At 45.0% G+C, this 16,148-nt stretch carries 15 protein-coding genes; 9 read left to right on the forward strand and 6 right to left on the reverse strand.

All coding sequences use genetic code 11. The annotated features are described in order from the left end of the window. Window positions 1-78: 78 nt before the first annotated feature. Window positions 79-2,151 carry an ATP-dependent DNA helicase RecG gene (gene recG / locus ACK8OT_RS08475; RefSeq protein ID WP_410196069.1) on the reverse strand — a complete coding sequence of 691 codons (2,073 nt, stop codon included), beginning with the start codon at window positions 2,149-2,151 and terminating at the stop codon, window positions 79-81. Between the two features lie 512 nt (window positions 2,152-2,663). Next, window positions 2,664-3,017 carry a TonB C-terminal domain-containing protein gene (locus ACK8OT_RS08480; RefSeq protein WP_410196070.1) on the reverse strand — a complete coding sequence of 118 codons (354 nt, stop codon included), beginning with the start codon at window positions 3,015-3,017 and terminating at the stop codon, window positions 2,664-2,666. Between the two features lie 388 nt (window positions 3,018-3,405). Between ACK8OT_RS08480 and ACK8OT_RS08485 the strand changes: the two genes are divergently transcribed. The 5 genes from ACK8OT_RS08485 to ACK8OT_RS08505 all read left to right on the forward strand — a co-directional run bounded on the left by ACK8OT_RS08485 (window position 3,406) and on the right by ACK8OT_RS08505 (window position 7,062). Beyond that, complete coding sequence (locus ACK8OT_RS08485; protein WP_410196071.1) at window positions 3,406-4,047, forward strand: DUF4272 domain-containing protein; 642 nt, start codon at window positions 3,406-3,408, stop codon at window positions 4,045-4,047. Between the two features lie 91 nt (window positions 4,048-4,138). Continuing rightward, entirely contained in the window at window positions 4,139-4,999 is an 861-nt protein-coding gene (locus tag ACK8OT_RS08490) for a phospholipase A (RefSeq protein WP_410196072.1), read from the forward strand. Window positions 5,000-5,115: 116 nt separating this feature from the next. Continuing rightward, window positions 5,116-5,526 carry a MarR family winged helix-turn-helix transcriptional regulator gene (locus ACK8OT_RS08495; protein WP_410196073.1) on the forward strand — a complete coding sequence of 137 codons (411 nt, stop codon included), beginning with the start codon at window positions 5,116-5,118 and terminating at the stop codon, window positions 5,524-5,526. 89 nt (window positions 5,527-5,615) lie between these two features. Then, complete coding sequence (rpoH, locus tag ACK8OT_RS08500) at window positions 5,616-6,470, forward strand: RNA polymerase sigma factor RpoH (RefSeq protein WP_410196074.1); 855 nt, start codon at window positions 5,616-5,618, stop codon at window positions 6,468-6,470. Between the two features lie 76 nt (window positions 6,471-6,546). Continuing rightward, window positions 6,547-7,062, forward strand: coding sequence for an aminoacyl-tRNA deacylase (locus tag ACK8OT_RS08505; RefSeq protein WP_410196075.1), 516 nt, complete (start codon window positions 6,547-6,549; stop codon window positions 7,060-7,062). A 67-nt stretch (window positions 7,063-7,129) separates the two neighbouring features. On the opposite strand, the gene trmH is transcribed toward ACK8OT_RS08505, so the two are convergent. From trmH to gmk, 4 genes are all read right to left on the reverse strand, one after another. Beyond that, a complete protein-coding gene (gene trmH, locus ACK8OT_RS08510) occupies window positions 7,130-7,846 on the reverse strand; it encodes a tRNA (guanosine(18)-2'-O)-methyltransferase TrmH (protein WP_410196076.1) in 717 nt (238 codons plus the stop codon). Window positions 7,847-7,858: 12 nt separating this feature from the next. Next, entirely contained in the window at window positions 7,859-9,991 is a 2,133-nt protein-coding gene (spoT, locus tag ACK8OT_RS08515; protein WP_410196077.1) for a bifunctional GTP diphosphokinase/guanosine-3',5'-bis pyrophosphate 3'-pyrophosphohydrolase, read from the reverse strand. A 374-nt stretch (window positions 9,992-10,365) separates the two neighbouring features. Continuing rightward, window positions 10,366-10,641 carry a DNA-directed RNA polymerase subunit omega gene (gene rpoZ / locus ACK8OT_RS08520; protein ID WP_410196078.1) on the reverse strand — a complete coding sequence of 92 codons (276 nt, stop codon included), beginning with the start codon at window positions 10,639-10,641 and terminating at the stop codon, window positions 10,366-10,368. Between the two features lie 111 nt (window positions 10,642-10,752). Continuing rightward, complete coding sequence (gene gmk / locus ACK8OT_RS08525) at window positions 10,753-11,376, reverse strand: guanylate kinase (protein ID WP_410196079.1); 624 nt, start codon at window positions 11,374-11,376, stop codon at window positions 10,753-10,755. A gap of 188 nt (window positions 11,377-11,564) precedes the next feature. On the opposite strand from gmk, the gene ACK8OT_RS08530 reads away from it, so the two are divergent. From ACK8OT_RS08530 to ACK8OT_RS08545, 4 genes are all read left to right on the forward strand, one after another. Next, window positions 11,565-12,095 carry a hypothetical protein gene (locus ACK8OT_RS08530; RefSeq protein ID WP_410196080.1) on the forward strand — a complete coding sequence of 177 codons (531 nt, stop codon included), beginning with the start codon at window positions 11,565-11,567 and terminating at the stop codon, window positions 12,093-12,095. Between the two features lie 272 nt (window positions 12,096-12,367). Further along, complete coding sequence (locus ACK8OT_RS08535) at window positions 12,368-14,440, forward strand: PT domain-containing protein (protein ID WP_410196081.1); 2,073 nt, start codon at window positions 12,368-12,370, stop codon at window positions 14,438-14,440. 99 nt (window positions 14,441-14,539) lie between these two features. Beyond that, window positions 14,540-14,881, forward strand: coding sequence for a hypothetical protein (locus ACK8OT_RS08540; protein WP_410196082.1), 342 nt, complete (start codon window positions 14,540-14,542; stop codon window positions 14,879-14,881). Window positions 14,882-14,964: 83 nt separating this feature from the next. Beyond that, on the forward strand, window positions 14,965-16,017 hold the full coding sequence (locus ACK8OT_RS08545; RefSeq protein ID WP_410196083.1) for a hypothetical protein: 1,053 nt from the start codon (window positions 14,965-14,967) through the stop codon (window positions 16,015-16,017). The last annotated feature ends 131 nt before the right edge of the window (window positions 16,018-16,148 follow it).

Below are 16,148 nucleotides of genomic sequence, written 5' to 3' on the forward strand. Positions count from 1 at the left end.
AGAATAATACTTTGTTTACATGATGTTGTCGTGAATCTCCCCGCTAGGCTGAGGGCTAGCTAACAATTTTTGCTTGCTTTAGGCCTGCGCATAGATTTCTTTTTGTCCCAACCAGCGTTTTACTATGGCCGGGGCTGATTCGGGGTATTGCTCCATAATATGCCTTGCGAGTTGCTGCACTTGTGGGATCATGCCTTGATCTCGGCCAAGATTGGCGATGCGCAGATCGGCTAATCCGGTTTGCTTACTACCCAAGAGTTCACCCGGGCCGCGGATCTCTAAGTCTTTTTGCGCAATATAAAAACCGTCGGTGGACTCGCGCAGTACACCTAAGCGTTTGCTGGCCGTCACCGAGAGGGGATTGTGATATAGCAACACACAATGACTGGCCGTAGCACCGCGACCAACGCGGCCTCGTAACTGATGTAATTGCGCTAAGCCTAGTCGTTCGGGGTTTTCGATGATCATTAGGCTGGCATTAGGCACATCGACACCCACTTCAATGACGGTTGTGGCGACTAATAAATCCAGCTCTCCGGCTTTAAAGTGATCCATCACATACTGCTTTTCGGCGGGTTTCATTCGGCCATGAACTAAGCCTATGCGCAATTCAGGTAGCCGCATTTGTAGATCGTCAGCGGTCACTTCAGCGGCTTGGCATTGCAGTGCTTCTGACTCTTCTATTAAGGTACAAACCCAATAAGCTTGGCGCTGCTCATGATGGCAAGCTTGACGTACTCGCTCAATCACTTGTTCACGGCGCGTATCGGGAATAGCGACGGTGGAGACTGGCGTTCGTCCCGGGGGTAATTCGTCAATAATCGAAGTATCTAAATCGGCATAAGCTGTCATGGCCAAGGTTCGAGGAATGGGGGTCGCGGTCATGATCAATTGATGCGGCGCATAGGGACCAAAAGTGCCTTTTTCACGAAGAGCAAGGCGTTGATGGACGCCAAACCTGTGCTGCTCGTCGACGATCATCAGCGCCAGATTAAAAAATTTAACTTCATCTTGAAACAGTGCGTGAGTGCCCACTATCATTTGGCATTCACCATTGGCAAAGCTAGCTAATTGAGTCTCTCGCTGTTTACCCTTAACCTTGCCCGCCAGCCAACCAACTTGAATACCTAGCGGCTCAAGCCATTGGCTAAATACGCGCGAATGCTGCTCGGCGAGCAATTCTGTCGGTGCCATTAAAGCAACTTGATAACCAGATTCAATCACTTGTAAAGCGGCTAGGGCGGCGACTAAGGTTTTTCCTGAGCCTACATCGCCTTGCACTAGGCGCATCATGGGCACGGCTTTGGCTAAGTCGGTGCTAATTTCGTTTACCACGCGCTGCTGGGCTTGGGTTGGGCTAAAGGGCAGTTCACTGAGTAGCTGTTGCACTAAAGGCCCGGCAACTTTAATCGCAGCGGCTTGGTGTTGATGTGATTTCTGCCTTAATTGCAGCAAACTCAGGTTATGAGCCAATAACTCTTCAACAATTAATCTTTGCTGAGCGGGATGTGCGCCCATATCGAGCAAACTTTGCTCGGCATCAACGGGTGGCTGATGCAAGTAGATTAACGCTTGCTGTAGTGATAACGCGTAATGATTTAACGCGTTAGGCAGCACTTCTTCGATGCCGTGTTGGCAAAGTAGCTCAACCGCTTGTTGAGTTAGGTTGCGAAAGGTATTTTGCTTCAACCCTTCGGTTGTAGGGTAAACGGGGGTAAGTGTGGCCTCACACTCAACTTGATCTGGGGCATCTAATACTTGGTACTCAGGGTGGGTGATTTCATAGCCAAATTTACCACGGCGAAACTCACCGAAGCAGCGCAGCCACTTACCTGTGGCGAGAGCATTTTTTTGGCCGGCATTGAAATGAAAAAAACGTAACGTAACGCTGCCTGTCCCGTCACTGATTTTGCAGGTTAAGGTGCGGCGTTTGCCAAAACTGATTTGGCTGCTTTTAATCTCACCTAAGATCGCGCCGTGCAGCCCGGGTAACATGTCTTGAATTGCATAAATATGGGTGCGATCTTCATAACGTAGCGGTAAATGAAATAGCAAATCTTGCACGTTAGTCAGGCCTAACTTAGTCAGTTTTTCATTTAGTTTGCTGCCCACACCTTTTAATGTTGTCAGCGGTAATTTTTCAAGATTCACAGGCCTAACCCTTAAATACTGTAAATTTAACCAGATGATACAAGAACTCACCACGAATGGTTACCGAAATGCACTATGTTAGCGCTATCAGTTTATTCAATGTGATTTTAATCTGCTTATAGAGTTGCAATAAATACCTCTTGATAGCGTTATCTAGGTCTTGGGTTTGTGTATTTATGTTTTTGAAATTAAATGTTTTATTTTGTATTTTGTCGAAATTAACGAAATCCTGCGTTGACTTAACGTAATTGCAGCATAAAGCCGTGGACGAATTTTGCTCGAGTCTGCTAATCTAGCTACACAGTTTAGGAAATAACTTGTTTCCTCTGAAATTTTCAAATATTTGCGGGTGTAGATGGAACTCTATTTTGAGTTCCAATAAGACAAGTTAGCAGTTGCTAACACGAAAAAGGGAGCTTAATTTGAGCTCCCTTTTTTTGTGCCTTGAATTTGCCTGTTAAGGATTGTTAAGGGACACGCATCGGTTTCCCTTTGCTATCGAGTTATAGCAGTTATTCCGCGCTTAGATTGAGCTTAAACGTTTTCAATTTGGCCATCTCAGTTTCGCTTAAGTTTTGTGGTGTCAGGTGTTTTAAGCTTTGGCTTAATGCTTCCACGGCGGACTGATCAAACTGGGCAAAGCCGCTACTCTTAGTCACCGTTACTTCTACCTCACCTTGTAAGTCATTTTTCACCATCAGCGCAACACTCGCACCAGGGTAGTTGTATCTGGCTTTCCAGTGCTGGTAAAGATTGTGTTGGATGGTTTGCTGGCATTGCGCCAAGCTGTCACAAGTGGTGTTTGCGAAGCTATTTGTGCTTGCGGTTAATCCGACTATCAATAACATCTTGATTAGATTTGTCATGTTTGGCTCCCTCTTGGTTGTTGCCTTTATGTTGGGTTTGGCTTAAGTCCATTAGCTTATGGTTATGGGCTGTAGGCTAGTATTTTTGACTTAGGTGGAATTAGTTCGAAATTTTGATCTCACTAGCAAAGGGTGTTTTTAATGTGCGATCAATATCCTGCTCTATGAGGTTGATCATAGGTCTATTGAGATCATTTTGTTACAACTAGGGTCGAATAAATAATATAACAAGAAAATAAAAAATTAGACGTGATAGCCACTTTTATATGGGTCATCCAACGCTATCACCCCCTATGTTCTTTTTGGTGTTTAAGCACAAATACCAAGGGAATTTACCACTCGATGTAATATCAGGAGATTAAGAGTGTTAGGACTAATCAGAAATTGGATGACAACTAAACCACGCGCTTTGGCGCCGAATCAAATTAGAAAAGTAGCTTCGGAGCAGTACTTAAAGCAAATAGGTATCCAGGCAAATTTAGCGATTCCGCCATTGCCGGATGTAAGCCGATGTGAAATGCGCAGCGTTGAAGAGATCGTATGTCGATTGCAAAGCTTGATGTTGGTGACGGCGCATGCAGAGGATTTACCCCCAGCAGTCATTGACTCGCTTTACTTGAGAGTTGGCCCTAATCAGGCTTTCACTCTACAAGAGCAAATGTTGCTCGCCAACAAAAATATATCCGACAACAAACGACAAGCTTGTTTGTGGCGTTATGAGTCCATTAAGGTACTGCTATGGGCCTTGGGCTATATTAAAGAGTTGGGGGAACCGACTCAATTAGCTGATATAATTGCGCTTTCCCAGTTAATCCAGTGGCAAAATTACGAGGAATTAGTTGCGGGATCTCAGCCTACTACGCCCATCAATATTCTTGACCAAGCCGATAAGTATGTACGCCTCGCAGAATCTTGTTTGCAACAGCCACGTAAAATACCAGCAAGCATTAATCACGCTATAGTCAAAGAGCGCTGCTCTTGCTTATCTTGGCTGATAGGCGAGTCGGATTGGGATGAAGCTTGCTTATAGTGTTGCAACTATTAGTTTGATACCAGTTGTATTTTTTTGATGTGCTTGATTTAATGGCTATTCAATTATCAACAGCTTACAGGGAAGAATCATGAGATCGTTATTGCTCGCGGCAGCGGTACTCTCATCCGGCCAATTAATGGCACAAGATGAAACGGGCACAGAAGTGCCTGCGTTGGAAGAAAGACTTGCAAATGAGCGCAACACCTATGAAAACCCGTTTGTGATGACGCCGCATAAGCCGAATTATATTTTACTTGGTAACTATAATGATAATTTGCCAGAAGATATTTATGCCCAATATGGTGATTTACAGGACACCGAAGTAAAATTTCAACTTAGTTTAAAGATACCGGCTTGGGTGTCTAAGTCGAAAAAACTTGGTTTGTTATTCGCTTATAGCCAAGTATCTCACTGGCAAGCATATAACAAAAAAGAGTCCTCTCCGTTTCGTGAAACCAACTATGAGCCTGAAGTGTTTTTGTCTTGGCGCCCTGATTATGATTTAGGCGCGGGCTGGAATCTTCAGCTTGCTCAATTTGGTTTTGTGCATCAATCCAATGGACGAGGTGGTGATTTATCGCGCAGTTGGAATCGAATTAAAGCCAGTGTTGCTTTTGAAAAGGGTAACTTTGGCCTTGGTATTTCGCCTTGGTATCGGATCCATGAGGATAGAGAGAATGACGATAACCACGACATCACTGATTTTCTTGGCCACGGCAAAGTTCAGGCCGCCTACAAGTTAGGTAACCATACCTTTTCATTAATGAGTCGTAATAATTTGGAGAGTGGCTTCTCTAAAGGTGCGGTAGAAGGTAGCTGGAGTTTCCCTATTACCGAACGCGTGAAAGGCTACGTACAGTTCTTTACGGGTTATGGCAGTAACTTAATTGAATACAATCACTACAATACGACAGCTGGTGTGGGTATTGCCCTAACGGATTGGTTATAGCCAGATAATTTGTTAGATCAATCGGTACCAAAAAGGCGCTTGAAAAAGCGCCTTTTTGTTTTTATAGTATTGTTATTGACAACCATGGTTGCACCAATTGTTAAGGTAGTGATGTAATGAAATACACTGTGATAAGTCACTTGATGCAACGTCAACAGCAACGACTTGACGATAGTATTAGCCGCCTATCACGTGACCGAGGCTGTGCGATGACACCTGCACAGCAGGCCATTTTTAATTTAGCAGGAGAGCAGACGCTGACCTTATCGGAGCTTGCTCAGCAGTTGTCAGTCAGCCGTCAGGCGGTGCAGAAAACGGTGTCCGTGTTGGTTGAAAGGCGGTGGGTTAAGTTAATTCCAAGCCCTGAAAATGCCGCAGCGAAAGTGATTATTGTGACCGAAGATGGCCAGTTGGTGCGACAGCAGCAACAACAAGTGATCCGTGAAATTGAAGCTAATTTAGAGCGCCAACTTGGCTCAGAAAAAGCCAAGCTACTACGACAAATATTGCAAGAAGATTGGCAATAGAAAGTCTCATCTTTATAAGAGTTAACTGATTTGTGACAACCTAGGTTAACAGGTTTAAAGGCGCGAATAAATTTAGGGGGAACGACATAATGCAATATGAATTAGCCAATGTTTGCCCAATGGGCGATTTACAAGCTTATATCAATCAAGTGAATGCATTGCCTGTTTTGAGCGCAGAGCAAGAAATGGCATTAGCAAAGCAGCTTAAAGAACAAGAGGATTTAGATGCTGCTAAGGCGTTGATCATGTCAAATTTGCGCTTTGTGGTGATGATTGCACGCGGCTATCAAGGCTACGGCCTACCCCAAGCCGATTTAGTGCAAGAAGGGAATATAGGCTTGATGAAAGCGGTTAAGCGCTTTGACCCGGATATGGGTGTGCGGTTGATGTCGTTTGCTGTGTATTGGATCAAGGCAGAAATCCATGAATATGTATTTCGTAACTGGCGCATTATCAAATCGGTAACGACTAAGGCGCAAAAGAAACTGTTTTTTAATCTGCGTAAGTTTAAGCGTCAATTGCAATGGTTTACCGCTGAAGAGGTAACCCAAGTTGCGCAAACGCTGGATGTACCTGAGCATCAGGTCAAAGAAATGGAAATGCGACTTGCTGGCCAAGATGTGTCGTTACAACTGACTGACGATGATGACGATGGATATGGGAATCATAGCCACTGCATTACCGAAGCGCATTTACCCGCTACAAATAGCTCTCCAGAGCAAGCGCTGCTGTTGGCCGATGAGCAACAGCATGGGCTAGCGAAAATGCAGCAAAAGCTAGCGCAGCTTGATGAGCGTAGCCGTGACATTATTGAGTCACGTTGGCTCAACAGTGATAAAGCAACTTTGCAAGAGTTGGCGGATAAATACCAAGTATCTTGTGAGCGCATTCGTCAAATAGAAGCGCAGGTGTTAACCAAAATACGCGACCATATTTTAGCTTGATTGACTATAATTAAGGTGCTGGAGAGACTTTCTAACCATAAGGAGATGACTAGACCCTTGTTCTGCGGAGGTTAAGATGTACATTCAACGTTTGAACAACTATTTAGAACATGCGCGGGTAAATTATCAGGTTCTCACTCATTCACCCGCATATACAGCGTCGGATATTGCCGAAATGACCCATATTAGTGGGATGGATTTTGCGAAAACGTTGATTCTAAATATAGACGGTATCCGCGCTATGCTGGTTTTACCGGCTACCTATCGCTGGGATCAAACCGGTTTTACCAAGATGATGGAAGCTAACTCGGTTGAGTTAGTGCCTGAATATGAGTTAAAAAACCTCTTTCCTAACTGTGAGTTGGGAGCTATGCCGCCATTTGGTAACTTATATGGATTAGCGGTTTATATTGCCCGTGAATTAACCCTACGGGAGCAAATCTTATTCAACGCTGGAAATCATCATGAAGTATGGCAAATGGACTATGTCGATTTTCATGAGCTAGTATCACCCAGAGTGATCACCGAAGGCTATGTGAGGAAGAACCCGCCACGTCCGGTGCATGTCCATCACGGAGGCTTTAGCCACTAAGCTTTACAGCCATGAGAAGGTAATGAAAACGACAGCTCAATGGCAGAGCTGTCGAATCAAGGCCGTATTAATCGTTATCGATTTCAGTCCAAGCCGTTTTACTCATTTGCACTTTCCGCCACCAATCTTCTGAAGCCACTATTTGCCCTTCATCATCGATTTCTGGGTATGGCAGGTTTTTCTGGCGACAAAGCTTAGCAAAAATAGGATGGCCGCCTTCAAACATAATGCGATCGCGCTCTTGCTTGTCAATCTTATCCGCTTGCGGCTGATACATACCCGCAGCTTCACGTTGGCGCTGCGCTTCATAAAGCATTAAGGCGGTCGCAACCGAAACGTTAAGCGACTGACACATGCCCACCATAGGAATGATCACATCTTGGTCGGCTAGGGCGAGGGCTTCAGCGGTAATGCCGTCTTTTTCTTGGCCCATTAAAATAGCGGTCGGCTTAGTGTAATCAATGGCACGAAAATCCACCGCGGTATCCGATAAATTGGTCGCGATGATCTGCATGCCTTGGGCCTTTAACGTGGCAACGGCATCGGCGATGGAATTATGGGCTTTTACTTGTACCCAGTTTTGACTGCCAGTCGCCGTGTTGCCAGACAAACGCATTTTCGGCTCATCCCAAACCGCATGAACTTCACTGATACCCACAGCATCACAGGTTCTTACAATCGCGGCTAGATTGTGCATCTTGTGCACTTTTTCCATACACACGGTTAGATCGGTTTGGCGGTGCTGTAGCATTTGGTTAATGCGGTTAAAACGCTCTGGAGTCATACTGCTTCTCTACTAATTTTTCTTTAGTGGGCGATTGCGATTGCGTGACACCTTAGTGACGTCAGGTAATACGCGGATCTTCCTCATGATGTTCGCTAAATGAATGCGGTTTTTGGTGGTAATAAGTAAATCCACCACATAAACACGGCCATCTTTTTCATCGGTGGCGATGTTATGAATATTGGAGCCCGTTGCGGCTACGGCATTGGTTAAATCCGCCAACACCCCTTGGTGGTTCACTAACTCAACACGGATCTCGGTGCGGTATTCATGTTCGCTGTCTAGGCTCATATCCCATTCGACCGCCATGTATTTATCCACTTCATCCAAATGGTTTTGAATATTACGGCAAGTGTCTAAGTGGATAACTAAACCTTTACCCGGACTGATATGGGCAATAATAGGATCGCCCGGAATCGGGCGACAACAGTTGGCATAAGTCACCAGCATACCATCGGCGCCTTTGACCGGCATTTTTCCTTGCTCGGTATCGGCCAAGTTTAGCTCATCGGCATTGCCCAACAAGCGACGCGCAATCACTATGCTCATGGCATTGCCTAAGCCGATATCCGCTAATAGATTATCCACATTATCGTGTTTGGTATCTTTAAGCACCTTGGCCATATTGACCGGGTCGATATCTGCCAAGCTTTTATCGCCTAAGGCATGATTGAGTAAACGACGTCCTAAACCAACAGATTCATCAAAGCGTAAGCTTTTCAGCATTTGGCGTATGGTGTTACGCGCCTTGCCTGTTACCACATAGTTAAGCCAAGCGGCATTTGGACGTGCGCCGGGAGCGGTGATCACTTCAACGGCTTGGCCATTTTTAAGTTTACGGCTCAGTGGGTAAGGCTGGCGATCCACGCGGGCACCAACGCAGGCATTACCGACATCGGTGTGCACCGCGTAGGCAAAGTCGACTGGGGTTGCGCCCAGAGGCAGCTCAATAATGCGCCCTTCAGGGGTAAATACGTAAATTTCGTCGGGGAATAGCTCGGTCTTGACGCTTTCAACAAATTCAAACGAGCTACCCGCACTTTGCTGCAGCTCAATTAAACTTTGCATCCAGCGGCGCGCACGCACCTGCGCCGTGGTGCCTGAGGTCTCACCATTTTGTTTATAAGACCAATGTGCCGCCACCCCTTTGTCGGCCATCTGATCCATATCCTCGGTGCGGATTTGGATTTCAACCGGCACCCCGTGCGGGCCAACCAATGAGGTATGCAGCGATTGATAACCGTTCGCCTTAGGAATGGCTATGTAATCTTTAAAACGGCCGGGGCGAGGCTTAAATAAGCTGTGCATTTGCCCCAAAACCCGATAACAAGTATCGAGTGAGTCGACAATAATGCGAAAAGCATAAATGTCCATAACCTCATGAAACTGCAGCTCTTTACTTTTCATCTTGTTGTAGATGCTAAATAAATTTTTCTCGCGACCTAGCACTTGGGCTTCAATGCCGACATCTTCCAAGCGTCCAGCTACTTCGGTATGAATATTATCCATCACCTCGCGGCGGTTACCACGGGCACGGCGCACCGACTCTTTCAGCACGCGATAGCGCATAGGGTATAGTGCTTGGAAGCCCAGCTCTTCGAGCTCATTCTTAATATTATGAATACCCAAACGGTTGGCGATAGGGGCAAACACTTCTAAGGTTTCATTGGCAATACGGCGGCGTTTGTCGGGGCGCAAAGCACCTAAGGTGCGCATATTATGAGTGCGGTCGGCGAGCTTGATTAACACCACGCGAATATCTTGCACCATGGCCATCACCATCTTACGAAAGTTTTCGGCTTGGGCTTCTTTGCGGTCGCGAAACTTGAGCTTATCGAGCTTACTGACGCCCTCAACCAACTCAGCGATGGTCTCGCCAAACATTTGGGCAAGATCTTCTTGGGTGGTCTCGGTATCTTCAATCACATCGTGCAATAGGGCGGCGGCGAGGGTTTCATAATCCAAGCGCATTTCTGCCAGAATATAAGACACAGCAACAGGGTGAGTGATATACGGCTCACCGCTGGAGCGAAACTGCCCGTCGTGGGCGTCTCTGGCCACAATGTAAACTTGTTTTAGCTTTTCTTGTTGATCCGGCGGCAGATATGTTGCGGCCAGTGTTTGTAAGCTTTCAAAGATATACAAACTCGTCCCCGATAATGCAAAGATAATACAGTGAAGATACTAAAATCTGAGTGGAATAGTGAGCTTTTTAAACAAAAAAAGCACCCTGGCGGGTGCTTTATACCCAAGACACTTCAAGATGCAGGATTCAGAGCCGCTCATTCTGTTCAGTTTTAGGCAAAAAGACGAAGGAATGGCATTCCCTTTCGAGGCTTTTTAACGACAAAATGGACATAATGAGCGGCTCCCAAAGGGCGAGTTTTGTAGGCTGTTATGCTTTGTTGCTGATTTTCAACGTAGAGTGACTATGTCTCAAATCAGCGTCGCGCCTAACAGCCTACAAATTCTCGCTGAACAAGCATCTTGAAGTAACTTGGGTATATAAGAAAGGGTGTTTAGCCACGACCTTCAGCAATCGCTGCAACCGCTGCCATTTCGGCTGCGTCTTGCTCTTGTTGCTCTTGGCGATCTTGTAGATCCATGGTCGCAGAAGTCACTAGGCCTTCTTCGATTTCGCGTAAAGCGATTACTGTTGGCTTATCATTTTCAATATCAACTAAAGGCTCTTTGCCTTGTACCGCGATTTGACGTGCGCGACGAGCCGCAACCAGGATCAAATCAAAACGGTTTCCAATTTTATCTACAGCATCTTCTACAGTTACGCGTGCCATCTAAGGACTCCGTGGATTAAAAAAACGACGCAAAATTATACAAGCTTAGGCGAATGAGATCCAGATCCTTTTCGCGCAAACCTGCTTGTTAAAAGTAGCCAGCTTAACACACTAAGCTAGTAACTCGGAAATAGTGCTTTTGTGCAGCGCACTTTGGCGCTTCTGTGCCAAGCGTTGACCTTTAATTATAGTGTCAAATTCCGCTAGCGCTTGGTCAAAATCATCATTAATGATTAAAAAGTCGTATTCATCATAATGTGACATCTCAGATTTGGCTTGTGCCATGCGTTTATTGATAACCTCTTCGCTATCTTGTCCCCGCTTATATAAGCGCTGTTCTAGCGCCTCGCGGCTTGGCGGCAAAATAAAGATACCCTTGGCATCGGGCATCAAGGCTTTCACTTGGCGTGCGCCTTGCCAATCGATATCTAAAAATACATCAATACCTTGGTTTAGGCTGTCTTCAATGGCCAAGCGCGAAGTGCCGTAAAAGTTACCAAACACTTCTGCCCACTCAAAAAACGCATTGTCAGCAATCATGGCCTTAAACTCAGTTTGATCAACAAAATGATAATGCTCGCCATTCACCTCACCCGGGCGAGGATCGCGGGTGGTATGAGACACCGAAACTTGCAGCTGTTTGCGATCGGAAATGTTTAATAAGGCATTGATAAGGCTTGATTTACCCGCACCACTAGGGGCAGAGACTATGTACAAAGTACCTTTAATCGACATGATATGTTACTCGCAAGGGCCATAAAGGCGGCTAAATGTAGCAAAAAAATGCGCCTGAAAATAGAGTTAAGATGCTCGCAATAAATTGGAATATGCGGCTGATGATTTATCAATCTGTGGCTTGCTGTGTTCACTTTTTATGAGTTATGCGTATATTGTCAACTAAAAATCATATTAAAGGTGTTTTTGTGTTAGTAAAAGGACTTTACTGGTTTGGCAAAGCAGCCTTATTAAGCTTAATGATAGGCGGAGGGGCTAGTTTCTACTCATACGCAAACCAGCTATGGTTTTCGACTGACGATGATCTAAAGAAGGAGCTTAAGCTAAACGGTCTAGGCCAAGATGTCGCTCGTTTCCATGAAAAGAAATCAACGGATGCGCTTGACTCAGTTGCATTCAAGGCGTTTTTTGTCCGTTCATATCAAAATTATGTAGCTGTAATTGATGAATACAGTGTCAGGTTAGATACATGTTTGGCTAACTCGTCAGATCACGTTCGTAATAAGGTGAATGAAAAGAAACTATCTGAAATAAAGCAGAAGCGTATGCAATTTCGCAACGAGGCAGATGAAATACTTGGCAGCTTCACATCATTTAGTGAAAGTAACATACCGTTAATAAATGAAAAATTGTTTGTTTGGAGTAATCCAGATAACGAATTGAGGTTGTTATATAGCAAGTGCATTTATCAAAATGAGTTGGAAAACTTAAAACAGTAGACGAAGACAAAAATCACCAATTTTAACCTCGTTTCGCTTGTTCCATTGTTATTTAATCGTTTGGCAGTTTGTTTCTAAATCAGTGTGTTGGCTTTGATTGATAGGCTTTTTGAAACTTGCTAGAGCATCAAAAATAACGTCAATACGCTGAAATATCTCATTTCAGCAGGGGGTCATTCATTACTCTATAATTTGACAAAAATTTCATGTAAATTTATTATTTTGTTCGCCGCTCTCACGGTTAACCCACTTTTTAAACCAATAGGATACTTATGTTTACCTCAAAAAAACTTCCACTTTACTTAGCGCTGGCTGCAGTGCTTCCTATGATGGGGTGTGGCGGCAGCAGTAGTGATAAAGACACTGCTTCAGATCCTACGCCCACTCCTACTGTTGCGCCTTCGGTTGCTCCAACGGTTGAACCGACGGTCGAGCCGACACAAGCTCCTACTGTTGAGCTGACCAGTCGGATTATTAAAGGTGAGATTGAACTGTCCAGAAACAGCGCAGATCCAACTCAAGTCGAAATCATTGCTTTGGACAGCATGGGTAATCAAGTCGACACCCAATCAATGAATGCGGCTCAAGCTAATGGTGTGATAGGTTTTACCCGTAGTGTCAACGTACCTAGCGGTGCTGGTCAATTGGTGGTGAATGTGAGCCAAGAAGGTTACACCAGTTACAGCAAAACTTTTGATTTTGACAACGGCGCAGAGTTTAATGCCGACATTCGTGCTAGCCTTGAAGCGGTTGAACAAGTCAAAGTTCAAAAAGGCACAGCTCTTGCGCGTTCAGGTAAACAGTTAGAAACCTTCAGCTTTTCAGTGCGTAAAGGCCCAGAAGGTCGCCGTATCGTGTTAGATGGCAATGGCCCTATCCCAAAAAATGCCGGTGCAGAAGAAATTCGAATCGATATTCCAGCAGCCAGTTTACCCGCCAATACCACAGAGTTAGTTGGGCGAATTGCCAACTATGACCCGACCGACGCAGATCAAGCTGATTCATTTCCGGGAGCTTACCGTGACAGCGAAGGGAACACCTTAGTATCGGTTGCTTTCTCATTTGCCGAAATTCGTGACCAAGATGGCAATGATTTACCTACGGCACTCGCGAATGCACGTAAAGCCGGAGAAGTTTTCCCGCGCGCTGTCACTCCGCCAACGATTATCAAGCGCTCGATCCCAGCTGGTAGCTGTAGCGCGTTAGAGCAACTGCAAGATGCAAATTTAGAAAAAGCTGGTTTCCAAATCCCTGTGTACACCTACAACCCCAACGCGGGTGACTGGGATCTGCTTGGTTATGGTGATGTGTTCAACGCAGCAACAGATGCAGCTGTTGCCGAAACTCAGCAAGTCTTTGATTGTCCAACCGACAGCTATTACCTAGAAGTAGAAGTGACCAATGATGACTTTAAGCGCGATTGGTGGAACTTAGACTATCCGCTGCTGTTTGACGAGCCGGTACAGCTTTGTGCCAATGTGAAACTGCAAAACGAAAATGGCGATCCAGTACGCGGCAGTCATGTGTTCTTTAGTGATGATGAGGGTCGCAGCTTTGCCGATCAATACACCACCACAGATGCCAATGGCGTAGCCAAAATCAGCACAACCTTGCTCAATAACAGCGAAACCGACCGCACAGGTCAAATTCGTTACTGGGGCTATCAAGACAACACTTACCTCAATGCTGAAGTGACCTTAAGCGAGGATGCAAGCTGCGGTGCGCCACAAGTATTAACGGTAAAACGCCCTGATATTTGTACGCTGACGGGAAGCATTAAGCGTGAAGGAGGCGGAAATTTAACCGAGTATGCACGTTTCGTGTACGCCTTACCTGAAGGTGATATGGGTTATATCCATTTTGCTTATGCACAAGCCGATGAATCGGGTGACTACTACATGGATGTAAGTTGTGATATTGACTACAACTTATACTCTATTGCCGATGGACAATTAAGCGGTGAGAGACCATTTAATGTAGATGGTGTGGTTAATGGCATCGAAACGAGTGATGCAAATAAGGTTGCGTCAATGCCTGATATCCTTGTGGGTAACACAGCGCCAATGGGGGTGATATCTTATTATGAAAATGAACAAGATGGCGTTTTCTATGATATGGATGGCGATTTCCCGTTAACCTATCAATTTGAAATCCTTGACATAAACGATCGTGTGATTAGCAGTCGAAGTGGCACTATCGAACAGTCACAAGAGGATGAAATACTCGGTGAAGTACCAGTATTTGACTTCAGTGACTTGAGCCAAGGTTACTATTTTATCAGTGGTACACTCACCGACAGCCAAGGCGCAGTCGGCTCAGTGGCTGGCTCAATAAGTGTTGATTAAGCGCTAAATAAGTCTGTTAAATCTCGACAAAGCAGGCGTTAAGCCTGCTTTTTAGTCATACCCTAAATAGCCTAATGATGGTAGGCAATGGATAAGTAAGTGGTGTCAAATAACCCAGATGCGTTAGAGCAATTATTTCATGAAATTGCCGCTGAGCTACAACAATTGGCGTCCCTGTTTTTGTTGTTAGAGCAGAACTGGACTGAAGGCGATAAGTATGAACTTGCCTATTTAGATACGCCGAAACAAGTTGTGACTCACATCCTCAACACAATCCATCACTTTTCAAGTAAAGGTGAATTTACGCCCCAAGCTGCCCAAAATATTCAACAAATAGTGGCAAGCTTTGTTCGTAACTTTGATAACCCGTTCTTTGAAACCCAATATCGGAATCAAATAAACCACATCGTATCGGCCTTATCGTCCCTAAGTCGACGTTAGTAGGGGAAGGATTTCAGTGAGAGTCTAAACACTTTGACTAAATCTGGTGATGAAAGGTTAGTTGAATTTATAGAGGTTAATTAATGCAACTGGTTGAACAAGATAAAATTCACAATGTGGATAGCTTTTTAGAGGTCGAGGGGGTTTTATGTTATTCCTTGCCGGATGATCAAGAGCTGCATGTTGGCTCTAAATGCTACCCTGTAAAAAGAGCGTTTAAGCAAAGTCGACTTTGGCAGCTGGATCATTATGTTTCTTGGTCGACGGGGACTGGCTCAGCATTACTTTATTCCATTAAAGACGACAAAATCATTCACTTTGATGAACAAGACGATGTACAAATTGCTTATAGCCAACAAGACTCGCTATTTGATGATTGTTTAATTGTTTATGAGCGTGCTAATAAAGAGACCAAAATTTATAAGCGTAATATTTATACATTAGATAAAGTTGAAATATCCTTTGCTCCAGATTTTCATCAACGAGTTAATGGGCAACATATTTGGCTACAACCGGGGGACTGGCAAGGCCCAGCAGAAAACAGGAATGACCTGATCCGCTACGACACCGACTTTAACCCGCTGTGGACCTACAAAGTAACAGGAACCTATCAGAAATCTGGGTCTAATATTCAAAGAGCTATCAGAATCAGAGATATCAGAGGCATTTACGCGAATAAAATCTGGCTTGAAATGGTCTCAGATGAAGTGATTGCACTGGATCTGGCAACTGGCGCAGAGTTACTCAAGATCCCCGCCACCCATGATATGGCGCTGGACACGGTAACAGGCCAATTGATCGCGCTGAATCATCAGCACTATTATGAGATTGATTTAAACGCCGCCACGCCGGAGCTGGTGGAGCTGGACATCAAAGCGAACTTGAACATCATTGAAGGGGAAGGTCAACCGAGTGGAAATATGGGATGCTTTAATCAGGACTACATTTTCTACTACAGCCAAGAGTTTGGCCGCATTGGGGTGTTTGATCGTCAAAGCAAACAAACCGTCGCCAGTTATCAGCCAGACATTTTAGGGCGCTCGATGAACATGATTAAAGAAATGCAATGCTACGATAACCGCTTGTATGTATTAGACGCGGTGGACACCTTGCATGTGTTAACGCTGGAGCCCTAAGCCCGCAGTGACCACCGTACCCAGTAGGAGATGTATGGACTCCTCCCCACTCGGGAGATGCGGTATAAATAAAGTGACCAAAAATTACTTTACCAAGGGAGTCCATACATGAAGAAATCTAACTTATTCGT

This window comes from Motilimonas thetidivivens (genome assembly GCF_046452435.1).
Taxonomy (GTDB): domain Bacteria; phylum Pseudomonadota; class Gammaproteobacteria; order Enterobacterales; family CBDFNC01; genus Motilimonas.

Bases quoted from the DNA above. Each gene is read 5' to 3' on its own strand.
- ACK8OT_RS08480 (WP_410196070.1), bottom strand. From the start codon at position 3,017: ATGACAAATCTAATCAAGATGTTATTGATAGTCGGATTAACCGCAAGC.
- ACK8OT_RS08485 (WP_410196071.1), top strand. From the start codon at position 3,406: ATGACAACTAAACCACGCGCTTTGGCGCCGAATCAAATTAGAAAAGTA.
- ACK8OT_RS08490 (WP_410196072.1), top strand. From the start codon at position 4,139: ATGAGATCGTTATTGCTCGCGGCAGCGGTACTCTCATCCGGCCAATTA.
- ACK8OT_RS08495 (WP_410196073.1), top strand. From the start codon at position 5,116: ATGAAATACACTGTGATAAGTCACTTGATGCAACGTCAACAGCAACGA.
- rpoH (WP_410196074.1), top strand. From the start codon at position 5,616: ATGCAATATGAATTAGCCAATGTTTGCCCAATGGGCGATTTACAAGCT.
- ACK8OT_RS08505 (WP_410196075.1), top strand. From the start codon at position 6,547: ATGTACATTCAACGTTTGAACAACTATTTAGAACATGCGCGGGTAAAT.
- trmH (WP_410196076.1), bottom strand. From the start codon at position 7,846: ATGACTCCAGAGCGTTTTAACCGCATTAACCAAATGCTACAGCACCGC.
- rpoZ (WP_410196078.1), bottom strand. From the start codon at position 10,641: ATGGCACGCGTAACTGTAGAAGATGCTGTAGATAAAATTGGAAACCGT.
- gmk (WP_410196079.1), bottom strand. From the start codon at position 11,376: ATGTCGATTAAAGGTACTTTGTACATAGTCTCTGCCCCTAGTGGTGCG.
- ACK8OT_RS08535 (WP_410196081.1), top strand. From the start codon at position 12,368: ATGTTTACCTCAAAAAAACTTCCACTTTACTTAGCGCTGGCTGCAGTG.
- ACK8OT_RS08545 (WP_410196083.1), top strand. From the start codon at position 14,965: ATGCAACTGGTTGAACAAGATAAAATTCACAATGTGGATAGCTTTTTA.